Genomic DNA, 13,721 nt, shown 5'->3' with positions numbered 1-13,721 from the left:
GACAGCAGATCAAATCCTCGTTCAGCGTGATCGTCAGAACCGACCTGCTCTTGACTGCACGGCGTCGGCGAAGGAAGCGGGCGCGGTAAACGTGTTGGGAGTTGAGGATGACGGAAGCACCGCTGGTCGCAGGTATCGAACTTGGCGGCACCAAATGCATCTGCATTCTTGCGCGCGGACCCGACCAGATCGAGGAAACCGTGCGGATTCCAACGACCCGCCCTGAAGAGACGCTGGCCGCGATCGAGGCGGTGCTCGACCGGTGGAGCGGGTTCGTGGCGATCGGTATCGCGAGCTTCGGGCCGGTTTCGATCGATCGCCATTCGGGCGATTACGGCCATATCACCTCGACGCCCAAGCCGGGCTGGGCCGGGACCGATATCGCGGGACGGCTGAGCCGCCGTTACGGCGTGCCCACGGGTTTCCATAGCGACGTGGTCGGCGCGGCGCTGGCCGAGGCATTCTGGGGGGCGGCGAAGGGCCTGCCGGACATCGCCTATGTCACGGTCGGCACCGGCGTCGGCGCCGGCATGATTGCGGGCAATCGGCCGGTCGATGGGCTGACGCATTCCGAACTCGGGCATATCCGCCCCGCTCGTTTTCAAGGTGACGACTGGATCGGCAATTGTCCGTTTCATGGCGCCTGCATCGAAGGCTTGGTAGCCGGACCCGCCATCGCGGCACGGATCGGATTTCCCGCCGACGAAGCGCCTGCCGAGCATCCGGTCTGGGATAACGTCGCCGACGCGCTCGGGCAGCTTTGCCACACGCTCGTGCTGACCGGCATCCCGCGCCGCATCGTGATGGGCGGCGGCGTGATGGGGGCATCGCACCTGTTCCCGCGGGTCCGTGCCGCGATGACGCGGAGCCTTGGCGGATATATCACGCTGCCCGAGGTCGCGCTCGTCGATACGTTCATCGTGCCGCCTGCGTTAGGCAACAACGCTGGGCCGCTTGGCGCAATCGTGCTGGGCGCTCAAGCACTTGGACATAAGTTACAAACATCGTTCACAGCGTCTTAACTGCTTTAGGTTACTATCCTTCACAACGATGAAGGCACTTGGCGTACCGCAAGGCACGGATGCGGTGGCCAGTGAGGAACTGTATCGATGCGCATTCTGATCGTGGACGACGAGCCAGCGATGCATGACAGCTACCGGCGCAGCTTCGCCGGTCAGCGATCGGAGGGCGGGGAGGCGCTCGGCGCGATGGCGGCGGACCTGTTTGGCGGGAACGCCAGTGAGCTCCGGCGCGGGGACATCGCCGGCTTCGCGCTGACGCATGCACATCAAGGCCTGGACGCGGTTGCCGAGGTCGCGCGTGCCTTGGCGGATCGCGAACCGTTCGCAGTCGCGTTCATCGATATCCGCATGCCACCCGGTATCGACGGGCGCGAGACGGCGCAGCGCATCCGGGCGCTCGACCCGGAGATCAACCTCGTCATCGTCACCGGATTTTCCGATTTTTCGCCGATCGAAATCAGCAAGGTTGCAGGACCTGCCGACAAGATCTTCTACATCGCGAAACCGTTCGAGGTCGCCGAGGTCACGCAGACCGCGACGGCGCTGGCGAAGCGATGGGAAATCGATCGCGAGTTGAAGGCGGCCCGCGTCACGCTGGCCGCGCAGGTTGTTCAACTCGAAGAGCAAAGCGCCGAGCTTGCGGCGAACGAGAGTCGCGCGGTGCATATGGCGACGCATGACTCGCTGACCGACGCGCCGAACCGGCTCGCGTTCCTGCGCGCGCTTGCCGAGCGGACGCGCGCGGCGGGACTGTTCGCGACGGTCATGGTTGATCTGGATCGCTTCAAGCTGGTCAATGACACGCTGGGCCATCTGGCGGGCGACGCGCTCATCCGTGAGATCTGCACGATCCTGCAACGATCGGCGCCGGAGGGAGCATTGGTCGCCCGGCTTGGCGGGGATGAGTTCGGCATCTTGTTCGAGACGTCCGGCGAGGCGGCGGGTGTCATGGCGTGCGAGCGAGTCGTCGCGGCGTGCTCGGTCAGCCTGCAGGTGTTCGGCAATTCTGTGCAAGGCGGGGCGTCGGCGGGCGTGGTCGTCAGCGAAGGCGGGCAGGGCCGCGATCCGGTCGACGTCATGCGACGGTCCGACTTGGCGCTCAACGACGCCAAGCGCGGCGGTCGCGGCATCGTTCGCTTGTTCGACGAGAGCATGGACGAAGGCATCCGTTTTCGCCGGCGGGTCGAGGGTGGGCTGAGCCAGGCGATTGCGAAGGGCGAATTGAGTTTGGTCTATCAGCCGATCGTATCACGCGACGCGGTCGAGGTGATCGGTTTCGAGGCGCTCATCCGCTGGAACACCGACGAATATGGCGCAATGAGCCCGAGCACGTTCATCCCGATCGCCGAGGAATCGAACCTGATTCACGAATTGGGCGACTGGGTACTGGGCGAAGCGCTCGACGTCCTGAAGCAATGGCCCGGTCAGTATGTGTCGGTCAATTTCTCGCCGCGCCAGTTTCGCCGTCACAATTTCGTCGGGCACATCATGGAGAGCGTCGAGCGCGCCGGGATCGAGCCTGCACGATTGCAGATCGAGATTACCGAAACCGCGATCTTCGACGATGCCGAACGCGCGGCGGAGACGCTCTACAAGCTGCGCCAGATGGGGTTTCGGATCGCGCTCGACGATTTCGGAACGGGCTATTCGAGCCTCTATAACATCCGCAAGTTCGCACTCGATTGCCTTAAGATCGACCGCTCGTTCATCGACGGGATGGGCCGGGAGCGCGAAAGCGCAGCGATCGTGCATTCGATCATCCACCTCGGTCGCGCGCTGGGACTGGGCGTGATTGCGGAAGGCGTCGAGACCGACGCGCAGGTCCAGGCGCTCAAGCTGGCCGGGGCGAGCCATTTCCAGGGCTATTTTTACTCGCGACCGGTTGCGGCGGATGTCGCACTCGGCATGGCAAACGCGCGCTATCTCGGCGGCGAAGACGATGTGGCGGGTGACGGACCGACGGCACCGCGGCAATTGGGCAACGGAATGCTGAACTAGTGCCGACTGTCGGGATGGGTCGCGTCCCGGCGACGCTGGGGCGGCAATTCGGCAAGATGCGGCGACCTGCGTCGCTTGGTGCGAAACTCGTGCTGATCATGACGGGCGTGGCGCTGTGTGGGACGGTCGCGATCACGGTGTTGCTGGCGTCGATCATCACGCCGAGCTTTACCAAGCTGGAAGACGCGGCGATCGCGGGGCAAGTCGAACGGACGCGCGCGGTGCTGTCGAAATACGCTGCCGGGGTCCAGGCGGAAGCGCGAGATCGCCGCGATGCAGCGGGGTTATCCGAGGCAAGGCTTGCGCCTGGTAGTCGCGCTATGCCTGCGACGCGATCACTCCCCGCCGATGGCATTGCCGTAATCGCAACAAACGGCCGTATTGCCCGCGCGAGTTGGAACGGACTGCCGGGCTCGACCTTGTCGCAACAATGGATTGATTTGCTCGATCGTACGGACTTCGCGCACGTGCTTGGTCCGCGTCGTTCGGCGCGGTTCTATACGCGGCTGGGGAATAGTGTCGCAGCGGTAGGTGTCGCGCGAATGGCGGCCGCGAGCGGCGCGGATACCGGGCGGGGCTATATCGCGATCGCGCGCTTGATAACCGCCAAGCAGATTTCCGAAGCTTTGGGTGTCGATGCGACGTTAGACGTCGGTTCCAGCAGTTCGGGGGTGGCAACCTATCGAGGGTCGAGAGCGGCAATTGCCGTGCCACTGATCGGCGCCGATGGGCGCGCCGTGGCCACCGTTCGGTTTGCCGTGCCAAGTGATGCGACGCGGCTCGGCAGGCGCGTGCTGGTGTTTGCGATCGCAGGATCGATTGTGCTTCTGCTGTTCGTGCTCATCGTGCTGCGTCGCCTCATAGCGCAACTCGTGCTGCGTCCGTTGCTGCGCATCGAAAACCATATGCGTCGAGTTCGCGCGTCGGGATCGCTTACGCTGCTCGAAGAGGACGAGCGGCGCGACGAGATCGGCTCGCTCGGGCGCAACTTCAACGCGATGTTGCAGCAGTTGAAGGATCTACGCGAACAGATCGGCGTGCAGTCGTTCGATCTTGGGCGGAGCGAAAGTGCGGTGGCGGTGATGCACAACGTCCGCAACGCGCTGAACCCGATCAGCACGATCCTCAGCCGCGAGATTGCGCAGGCGCCGCCGATCGACCGCGCTACGCTCGATCGGGCAATCGACGAACTGGCGCGAGGCGATGTTTCCGACGAACGCCGCGAGAAGCTGGCCGCGTTCGTCACCGCGGCGATCGACGCGGAAGCCGCCAATCGCGAATCCACCCGTCACGAACTCAGCATCGGCCGCGAGGCGATGGGTCATGTGCTCGAGATCATCGGGCAGCAGCAGCAGGGCGCGCACGAACGTCCCGCGCTGGAGATATGCGACGTCACCGCGATCATCGCGCGCAATTCGACGATCGTCCGCTATCTAGACGGCGCTTCAATCGCGTTCGGGTTTCCCGCGGGACCCAATCTGGTCATGGCGAACCGGCTGATCCTGAGCCAGGTGATCGGCAACCTATTCGCCAATGCGGCCGAATCGATCGTCGCGCGGGGAACCGGCAGCGGATCGATCGTTACCGCCATCGAGCAGGGCGACGGCCGTGTGACGATCGAGATTCGCGACGATGGCGAGGGGATCACGCCTGAGGTCGCGGCGACGCTGTTTCACCGGGGCTTCTCGACGCGCGCGCACAAGTCGGGCGGGCTGGGACTGCACTGGTGCGCCAATTCGGTGAACGCGATGCAGGGTTCGCTGCGTTTGGAAAGCGAAGGGCCGGGACAAGGCGCGGTTGCGATCCTGACGCTGCTGGCGCCCGATGCAGGGGGCGCCGACGCCAGTTGAACCTACAACAGGCTAGGCTGTATTTCGTCGTCTTCGCCCATGATGCCCGACAACGTGAGCCCTAGCAGGCGCACGCCGTCCGGCACGGGCAGTTGCGCCATCAGCAGGTCGAGGCCCGCCGCCAGGAATGCAGCCTTGTCCGTGACCGGCGCCTGCGACGATCGTGCACGCGTGATCGTGCGGAAGTCCGCGTGGCGCAGCTTGAGCGTGACCGTGCGACCGCGGGTGCCGTGCCGTTCGATCCGCACCCAAGCCGCATCCGCCACTCGGTGCAGCGCCGCCCGCAAATCCTCCGCGGTCGTCAGGTTCGTCTCGAACGTCCGTTCCGCGCCGACCGACTTCGCGGCCCGGTTGACGCGCACGGGCCGGTGATCGATGCCGCGTGCCGCACCGTAGAGATAGTCCGCATAGCTGCCGAAATGCGCCTGCAGGAACGCGAGCGTCATGCCGTAGAGGTCCGCGCCGGTGAGGATGCCGAGCCGTTCCATCTTCTGCGCGGTCACTGGCCCTACACCATGGAAGCGCTTCACCGGTAGTGACTGGACGAACGCCGCGCCGCGCTTCGGCGTGATGATGCAGATGCCGTCGGGCTTGTTCTGGTCCGAGGCGAGCTTGGCGATGAACTTGTTGTAGCTGACCCCGGCGGACGCGGTGAGGCCGGTATCCGCCTTGATCCGCGCGCGGATTTCCTCCGCGATCGCGGCGGCCGTGCCGAGCCCGCGGATATCTTCGGTGACGTCGAGATACGCCTCGTCGAGCGACAGCGGCTCGATCAGGTCGGTATAGTCGGCGAAGATCGCGCGGATGCGGTCCGAGACTTCGCGGTACACGTCGAACCGGGGGGGCACGAACACGAGGTCGGGACATTTCCGGATCGCGGTGACCGACGGCATCGCGCTGCGCACGCCGAACGCACGCGCCTCGTAGCTTGCCGCCGCCACGACGCCCCGCGCACGCGACCCGCCGACCGCCACCGGGCGGCCCTTGAGCGAGGGGTCGTCTCGCTGTTCGACCGACGCGTAGAAGGCGTCCATGTCGACATGGATCACCTTGCGCTGTGCCGGCGGCTGGGTAGGAAGAGCGGCCATCGTCATCCCAGATAGGGCGGCAGGGCGCGACGATACAGGGCGTTTACGCAACCAAACCGCGCGCCGCGCATATCTTCCGGCAACGGACGAAGGGATACCGATGCAGGTTGGGACGGAGTGCTGGCGGATCGAACGCGCCGAGCGGATGGCGGTGATCGTCGATGCGGCGGACTATTTCCGGACCGCGCGCGTCGCAATGCTGGGGGCCAAGCGCCGCATCCTGCTGATCGGCTGGGACTTCGATGCGCGTATTTCGCTCGAGCCCGGCGTCGATCGGCCGGGCGAACCCAAGACGCTGGGTGCGTTCATGCACTGGCTGGTCGAGCGCGAACCCGACCTCGAGATCTTCGTGCTGCGCTGGGATACCGGGGCGATCAAGTCGCTGTTCCGCGGGTCCACGCTGTTCACGATGCTCAAGTGGATGCGGCACAGGCGGATTCATACCAAGCTCGACGGGCATCATCCGACCGCCGCGTCGCATCACCAGAAGATCGTCATCATCGACGATGCGCTGGCGTTCTGCGGCGGGATCGACATGACCGGCGATCGCTGGGACACGCGTGAGCACCGCGATGGCGATCCGCACCGCGTGCAGCCATCTGGCAAGCCGTACAAGCCATGGCACGACGCGATCAGCGCGGTGCAGGGCCCCGTCGCACATACGCTGGGGGAGCTGTTCCGGCGTCGCTGGCGACTGGCGGGGGGCAAGCCGATGGCGGCAGGCGTGCCGGGCGGGACGTTCTGGCCCGAGGGGCTTGCGGTCGATTTCCGTGACGTCGACGTCGGCATCGCGCGGACCGAGCCGGAGATGTCGGACCAGGCGCCGGTGTACGAGAGCGAGGCACTGTTCCTGGGGCAGATCGCCCGCGCGAAGAAGCATCTGTATATCGAGAGCCAGTATTTCGCGTCGCGGAAAGTGGCGGAGGCGGTGGCGAGGCGGCTCGACGAGGCGGACGGGCCGGAGATCGTCATCATCAACCCGACCGTGGCGCAGGGGTGGCTGGAGCCGCTGGCGATGGACACGGCGCGGGCGCGGTTGATGGAGGCGCTGCACCGGCGGGACACGCACCGGCGGCTGCGGATGTATCATCCGTACACCAAGGACGGCGCGCCGATCTATTGCCACGCCAAGATCCTGATCGCGGACGACGACGTGTTCCGGTTGGGGTCTTCGAACGTCAACAATCGGTCGCTGCGGCTCGATACGGAGTGTGATCTGGCGATTCGGGCTGCCGACGCGGCGACTACGGAGGGGATTGCGGCGATCCGGGACGGGTTGATGGCGGAGCATCTCGGTGTCGCGGTCGAGGTGGTCAGTGCGATGATCGCCGAGACGGGCTCGTTGATCGAGACGATCGAACGGTTGCGGCAGGATTCGGTCGGCGTGAGCAAGACGCTGCGGTGTTACGAGGTGCCCGACCTGACTGCGGTCGAGGCTTGGCTGGCGGATAACGAGGTGCTCGATCCGGAAGGGCCTCAGGAGATGTTCGAGTCGCTTAGCAAGCGGGGGCTGTTCCGGCGGTGGCGGCGTAAATAGGAAAGGCCGCGGCACCCCCCGATGCCACGGCCTTCATGCTCCCGGATACTGGGGAGTTACGCGACCTGGGATTCGAGCACTTCGTCGGGCTCGCGCAGCACGTAGCCGCGACCCCAGACGGTCTCGATATAATTTTCGCCGTCGCACGCGAGGCTGAGCTTCTTGCGGAGCTTGCAGATGAAGACGTCGATGATCTTCAACTCGGGCTCGTCCATCCCGCCGTAGAGGTGGTTGAGGAACATTTCCTTGGTCAAGGTCGTGCCCTTGCGGAGCGAGAGCAGCTCCAGCATCGCATATTCCTTGCCGGTCAGATGAACGCGGCTGCCGTTCACTTCGACCGTCTTGGCGTCGAGATTGACCGCCAGCTTGCCGGTGCGGATGACCGACTGGCTGTGACCCTTGGAGCGACGGACGACGGCGTGGATGCGCGCGATCAGTTCCTCGCGGTGGAACGGCTTGGTGACATAGTCGTCGGCGCCGAAGCCGAAGCTGCGGACCTTCGAGTCCATCTCGTTGACGCCCGACAGGATCAGCACCGGCGTCGCGACACGGGCGACGCGCAGGCGTTTCAGCACGTCATAGCCGTGCATGTCGGGCAGGTTGAGGTCGAGCAGGATGATGTCGTAATCATACAGCTTGCCCAGATCGAGGCCTTCTTCCCCGAGATCGGTGATGTAGACGTTGAACCCTTCTGTCGTCAGCATCAGCTCGATAGCCTTGGCCGTCGTCGGCTCGTCCTCGATCAGCAGCACTCGCATGCGTCGTCCCCTGTTCGCGAGACCGCCCGACACCCCATGTCAGCAGCTCGACTTCCATTCATTAACCACACAACATCTGAAGGCAAAAGGTTAATTTCGAACTAAGGTTGACGCGGCGAATCGGACTGTTGGCCAGCGAGCGGTTGAATTCCTTACAAATCTTCGGCCGGGGGGCTCGGCGTCAGGTCGGGGCCGAGCAACGTCCGGTGGACCGTCTTCGGGATATCCTCGCCGAGAACCTCGCGCAGATACAGGCTGCGGACGAGCGTGAAGATCACCACCAGCAGCGCTGCTGAAAAGAACAAGCCGAACAGGCCGAAGATCGTACCGATGCCGATGATTGCGAAAACCGTGATCGCGGGCGGGATCGAGATCACGCGGTTCTGGACGTACGGCGTGATGAAATTGGTCTGGACGAGCCGAACGACCGCATAGGTGACGAGCGTACCGACGATCGACGAGGTGCCCTGCGTGGCGGCGAGTCCGAGCGCCGGGATCATCGCTGCGGTGGGGCCGATATACGGAATGAACTCGGACAGTCCGGCGAGCAGGCCGAGCGCGGCGGCGCTGGGGACGCCCGACAACCAGAGCCCGATGCCGACCAGGATGCCCATCGTCGTCATCAGGATCAGCGACGAGCCGAGCCACAGCCGGAGCGTCGAGCCGACGTCGAACAGCGCATCCTCGACCGCGGCCCGCTTCGAGCGCGGGATCAGCAACAGGAAGCCGCGTTCGTACACCTTGGGATCGGCGGCGAAGAACAGCGCGCCGACCAACAGCAACAGGCAGTTTAGGACGAGTTCGCCCGCCCCCGTCACGAGGCCGCCGACATCCTGCGCGACCTTCGACCCGGCATAGGCCTGTTGTACGGCGTCGACGAGCTTCGCGCCGACCGCGCTTTGCGAGAGATAGGCGGCGAGCTGGTCGAGCAGCGCCGGCGTCTGCGCGATCAGGACGTTGACCTGGCTGCGGAACTGCACACCGAACAGCCAGACGAGGAAGGCGATGACGCCGAGCACGGTGGCGATGCCGAGGCCGAGCGCGGGCTTGCGCGGAACGCGGAGATGGTCGCGGTAGAGATCGGCGATTGCGTGGATGACGATCGCGCCGAGCATCGATCCGAAGGCGAGGATGAGCAGGTCGCCGGCCTTGTAGAGTGCGGCGACGACCGCGACGATTACGATGGTCAGGATGACGCGGCGGATGAAGCGCGAATCGTCTGCATCGGGGGCCAGGCGGTTCACGCTGCGGCCCGCCGAAAAGCCGGAAGTTCACAAAGTGCACGCGCTGGCGCGGTTTGCGCGGACTGTGCACTTCCGGCCTTCGGAGCCGATCTGCGGCTGGATTGGTGGTGATTTTGCGAGGAGGGCGGGGCAATCATCTTGCGACCGTGGCAGATCGTCGCAGCGTAGGACAGCCGTTCCAAGGACTTAAGGTACGTTCCGGAAACGACACTCGCTGATCCTCCCCCGCCAGGGGGAGGTGTCGCCGAAGGTGACGGAGGGGGGACTCGCAACGGCCGTCATCGCCTGCCTCCCCCTCCGTCTGGCAAGTGCCAGCCACCTCCCCCTGGCGGGGGAGGATTGTAGAATGGACGTCGGAATAGCTTACAGCGCGAGGTCGGGGCTGCGGTCTGGCTTTACGCGCATCGCCGCGGGGCGTGGGCCGGCTGCGACGCCGACCGTGGGCGAGGGGATCGCGAGTTGCAGCGTGTCCGCGGTTGATGCCCAATGCTCGGCGAGGACGTCCGGGGTCTCGTTGAGCATCACGCCGTAGGTCGGCACGATCTCGCGGATCTTCGCCTGCCAGCCGGCGGTGGCGAGGTGGTTCGGGAACACCTTCTTCAGCAGGTTGAGCATGATCGACGGCGCGGTCGAGGCACCTGGCGAGGCGCCGAGCAGTGCGGCGATCGAGCCGTCCTTCGACGCGACGATCTCGGTGCCGAGCCGCAGTACGCCGCCCTTTTCCGGATCGCGCTTGATGATCTGGACGCGCTGGCCCGCCTGCCACAGGCGCCAGTCGCCGTCCTTCGCACCCGGGAAATACTCGCGCAGGGCATCCATCCGGTCGCTGTCCGACATGATGAGCTGGCCTGCGAGATATTCGACGAGGTCGAAATCGTCCCAGCCGACCGCGAGCATCGGCCGGAAATTGTCGAGCGTGACCGACGCCGGAAGATCGAAATACGAGCCTTCCTTGAGGAACTTGGTCGAGAAGGTCGCGAACGGGCCGAACAACAGCGCTTGCTTGCCGTCGAGGAACCGTGTGTCTAGATGCGGCACGGACATCGGCGGCGAGCCGACCGCGGCCTTGCCGTATACCTTGGCGAGATGGCGGTGCGTGATTGCGGGCTTGTCCGCGACGAGGAACGAGCCGCCGACGGGGAAGCCGGCATAATCGTCGGCCTCGGGAATGCCGGACTTCTGGAGGATCGGCAGCGCGCCGCCGCCTGCGCCTGCGAACACGAAGCGCGCCTTGATGACCTGCTTCTCGTCGGTCTTCATGTCGCGCGCGGTGACGCGCCAGCGCGCCTTCTTGCCGCCGATCATCTCGCGTTCGAGCGAGCGGACCTCGTGGCCCGTGGTCAGCGTGAAATTGTCCTGCTTGGCGAGCGACGCGATGTACTGGCGCGTGACCTCGCCCCAGTCGCAATCGGTGCCGAGCGGCGAGCGCGTCGCGGCGAGCTTGGTGCCGGGCGCACGGCCTTCCATCATCACCGGCACCCACTGCGAGATTTGCTTCGGGTCGGTGGTGAATTCCATGCCGGAGAAGAGCGGGCTCGCCTGGAGCGCGGCGTGGCGCTTTTGCAGGAAGGCGACGTTGGCATCGCCCCACACCAGGTTCATGTGCGGCGTCGAATTGATGAACGAGCGCGGGTTGGCGAGGATGCCGGTATCGACCTGGTGGCTGAGGAACTGGCGCGTGACCTGGAACTGTTCGTTGATCTCGACCGCCTTGGCGATCTCTACCTTGCCGTCAGCCTTGTTGACCGGCGTGTAGTTCAGTTCGCACAGCGCGGAGTGGCCGGTGCCGGCGTTGTTCCAGCCGTTCGAGCTTTCGTCGGCGACCTTGTCGAGACGCTCGACCATCTCGATCGTCCAGGTCGGCTCGAGTTCACGCAGAAGGACCGCGAGCGTCGCGCTCATGATGCCGCCGCCGATCAGCAGGACGTCGACCGTCCGCTCGGTGGTCGCGGCGTCGGCGTGCGCGATCGGCAACGCCGCTGCACCGCCAGCGACGATCGCCGAGCCGAGCAGGTTGCGGCGGGTCACGCCGGTATTGGATTTTGGGGAGATCGTGTCGTTAGCGTCTGGCCGCATGGTGATGCCTTTACGTTTCGGCATGGTCCGCTGTCCCGACACAGGCCGAAGACGACGAAAATCCATGACCGGATTATCGGGTCAGCCACGCGAAAATTGCGTAAAATCGATACAATTACTACCGACTGAGCGCGGCCGCTGCTCAAAGTCCTCATCCCGGTATCGGGTGTCGTTGGGATCGCGCTGGGGTGCAAACTCGAGCGTCTATCCAGCCTCTTACATGGCATCCGGCCCGGTTTTGCGCAAGGTGGCCGCTTTACGCTTGCCCGGCGTTCGGATCGCGGAGGCGTGCGGCGAGGAAGTCTATGAGTGCCTCGACGCGGGCCGGGCGGAGGGGACTTGGCGGGGTCAGGAGGTGGAGACCGATCTTCGCTGGCGCCCAGTCTTCGAGGATCGTGACGAGTGCGCCGGACGCGATATGCCGGTCGACGATGAAGTCGGGCAGGCGCGCGATGCCGAGCCCGGCGATCAGCGCGGGGACGATCGCTTCGCCGCTGTTGGCGGTGAGCTGGCCTTGCAGGCGGACCGAGACGTCGGCGCCGCCGGGGCCGTGGAAGCGCCACGGGCCGACGACGTTCGAATAGCCGACCAGCTGGTGCTCGCCGAGCTGTGCCGGGTGTGTCGGGGTGCCGTGCTTGACGAGGTAGCTGGGTGCGGCGACGGTGTGCGCCTGGATGCTGCACAGGCGGCGGGCACGGAGCGAGCTGTCAGGGAGCTCGGCGATCCGCAGCGCGACGTCGAAGCCTTCCGCGACGATGTCGACGCGCGCGTCGGAGAGGTGGAAGTCGACCTCGATTCCCGGGTGCGCGACGAGGAACTCGGCGAGGATCGGGGCGACGTTGGTGACGCCGAAGCTCATCGGAGCGGCGAGGCGGACGCGGCCGGTATGCGCGCTGGCGGCGTCGTGTGCGGACTCCTCGGCGGCGCGGGCTTCGGCGAGGATCCGCGCGGCGTGCTCGGCGAGCGGCTTGCCGGCTTCGGTGAGCGCGAGGCGGCGCGAGGTGCGGTGGAAGAGCGACTGGCCGAGATGCGCTTCGAGGCGGGTGATCGCCTTCGACACGGTCGCCTTGCTGAGCCCGACCGCGTCGGCGGCGGCGCTGAACGAGCGGTGCTCGACGACGCTGGCGAAGATCGCCCAGGCTTCGAGATCGGGCAGGCGCATGTGGGTCTCCGATATTAGAGCCGTACTGGATTTACCACCCCGGCGGAGGCCGGGGCCCAGTTGGAAAGGTGGTCGTAACGACGGACCGCACTTCGTTACCAACGTTCCCCAACTGGGCCCCGGCCTCCGCCGGGGTGGTGCACTCTATGGGTGCTCTACTTTGAGGCCACGTTACCAACCGAAACGATCGGTTTCCAGCGTTTCTATTTACGGCGTAATCGCAGCGCCTATCTTGGGGTCAACCAGTGGAGACCTATCATGACGACCACGACCCTTTCCAAAGTAGACCGCCGCCCCTTCGACAGCCTTGGCCATGCCGATCATGGCTGGCTGAATGCGCGGCATCATTTCTCGTTCGCGAGCTATTACGATCCCGCCCGGATGGGCTGGGGCGCGATCCGCGTCTGGAACGACGACCAGATCGCCGCGAACTCGGGCTTCCCGCCGCATCCGCATCAGGACATGGAGATCATCACCTATGTCCGCAGCGGGGCGATCACGCACCAGGATTCGCTCGGCAACAAGGGCCGCACCGAGGCTGGCGACGTGCAGGTGATGAGCGCGGGGACCGGCGTGCGGCATGCCGAGTATAACCTCGAGCCCGAGACGACGACGATCTTCCAGATCTGGATCGAGCCGTCGCGAAAAGGTGGCGCGCCGAGCTGGGGTGCCAAGCCGTTTCCGAAGGGCGAGCGTTCGGGTCAGTTCGTGACGCTGGCCAGCGGGTTCGAGGGTGACGGCGATGCGTTGCCGATCCGGGCGAATGCGCGGGTGCTGGCGGCGACGTTGAAGGCTGGCGACAGCGTCGACTATGCGGTCGGCGAGGGACGCCATGTGTACCTAGTGCCGGCGACCGGTGCGATCACGATCGGCGACGACGCCTTCGGGGCGCGCGACGGAGCGGCGCTGCTGGGCGGCCAGACGGTGACGATCACGGCTCAAGAAGACGCCGAGATCGTTCTGGTGGACTCGGAGTAAGACTCCCC

General features: G+C 65.3%; 10 protein-coding genes. 5 read left to right on the top strand and 5 right to left on the bottom strand.

Going from position 1 to position 13,721, the window contains the following annotated elements; all coding sequences use genetic code 11:
- Positions 1-107: 107 nt before the first annotated feature.
- The 3 genes from AC1ME3_RS01930 (at position 108) to AC1ME3_RS01920 (ending at position 4,870) form a co-directional block, all read left to right on the top strand.
- A complete protein-coding gene (locus tag AC1ME3_RS01930; RefSeq protein ID WP_056488750.1) occupies positions 108-1,022 on the top strand; it encodes an ROK family protein in 915 nt (304 codons plus the stop codon).
- Positions 1,023-1,109: 87 nt separating this feature from the next.
- The gene (locus AC1ME3_RS01925) at positions 1,110-3,020 is read left to right on the top strand and encodes a putative bifunctional diguanylate cyclase/phosphodiesterase (protein ID WP_480954619.1); all 1,911 of its coding nucleotides are present in this window, start codon (positions 1,110-1,112) and stop codon (positions 3,018-3,020) included.
- Positions 3,020-4,870, top strand: a complete 1,851-nt coding sequence (locus AC1ME3_RS01920) for an ATP-binding protein (RefSeq protein ID WP_480954618.1) — start codon at positions 3,020-3,022, stop codon at positions 4,868-4,870. The genes AC1ME3_RS01925 and AC1ME3_RS01920 overlap by 1 nt, the downstream gene beginning before the upstream one ends.
- Positions 4,871-4,872: 2 nt before the next feature.
- Here AC1ME3_RS01920 and dinB read toward each other — a convergent pair whose 3' ends face one another.
- The gene (dinB, locus tag AC1ME3_RS01915; RefSeq protein WP_480954617.1) at positions 4,873-5,958 is read right to left on the bottom strand and encodes a DNA polymerase IV; all 1,086 of its coding nucleotides are present in this window, start codon (positions 5,956-5,958) and stop codon (positions 4,873-4,875) included.
- A 100-nt stretch (positions 5,959-6,058) separates the two neighbouring features.
- On the opposite strand from dinB, the gene AC1ME3_RS01910 reads away from it, so the two are divergent.
- Positions 6,059-7,495, top strand: a complete 1,437-nt coding sequence (locus AC1ME3_RS01910; RefSeq protein WP_480954616.1) for a phospholipase D-like domain-containing protein — start codon at positions 6,059-6,061, stop codon at positions 7,493-7,495.
- 56 nt (positions 7,496-7,551) lie between these two features.
- Here AC1ME3_RS01910 and ctrA read toward each other — a convergent pair whose 3' ends face one another.
- From ctrA to AC1ME3_RS01890, 4 genes are all read right to left on the bottom strand, one after another.
- Entirely contained in the window at positions 7,552-8,253 is a 702-nt protein-coding gene (gene ctrA / locus AC1ME3_RS01905) for a response regulator transcription factor CtrA (protein ID WP_056064964.1), read from the bottom strand.
- A gap of 152 nt (positions 8,254-8,405) precedes the next feature.
- A complete protein-coding gene (locus AC1ME3_RS01900; RefSeq protein WP_480954615.1) occupies positions 8,406-9,497 on the bottom strand; it encodes an AI-2E family transporter in 1,092 nt (363 codons plus the stop codon).
- Between the two features lie 363 nt (positions 9,498-9,860).
- Positions 9,861-11,597 (bottom strand): malate dehydrogenase (quinone), encoded by a 1,737-nt coding sequence (gene mqo, locus AC1ME3_RS01895; RefSeq protein WP_480954614.1) that lies wholly within the window; start codon positions 11,595-11,597, stop codon positions 9,861-9,863.
- A 232-nt stretch (positions 11,598-11,829) separates the two neighbouring features.
- Complete coding sequence (locus AC1ME3_RS01890) at positions 11,830-12,735, bottom strand: LysR family transcriptional regulator (RefSeq protein ID WP_480954613.1); 906 nt, start codon at positions 12,733-12,735, stop codon at positions 11,830-11,832.
- 258 nt (positions 12,736-12,993) lie between these two features.
- Here AC1ME3_RS01890 and AC1ME3_RS01885 point away from each other — a divergent pair, with 258 nt between their 5' ends.
- Positions 12,994-13,713 carry a pirin family protein gene (locus AC1ME3_RS01885; protein ID WP_480954612.1) on the top strand — a complete coding sequence of 240 codons (720 nt, stop codon included), beginning with the start codon at positions 12,994-12,996 and terminating at the stop codon, positions 13,711-13,713.
- The last annotated feature ends 8 nt before the right edge of the window (positions 13,714-13,721 follow it).

It is taken from the genome of Sphingomonas sp. BL2, assembly GCF_056680015.1.
The sequence above is the reverse complement of the archived record's forward strand: the minus strand, read 5'-3'. Positions and strand labels throughout refer to the sequence as shown.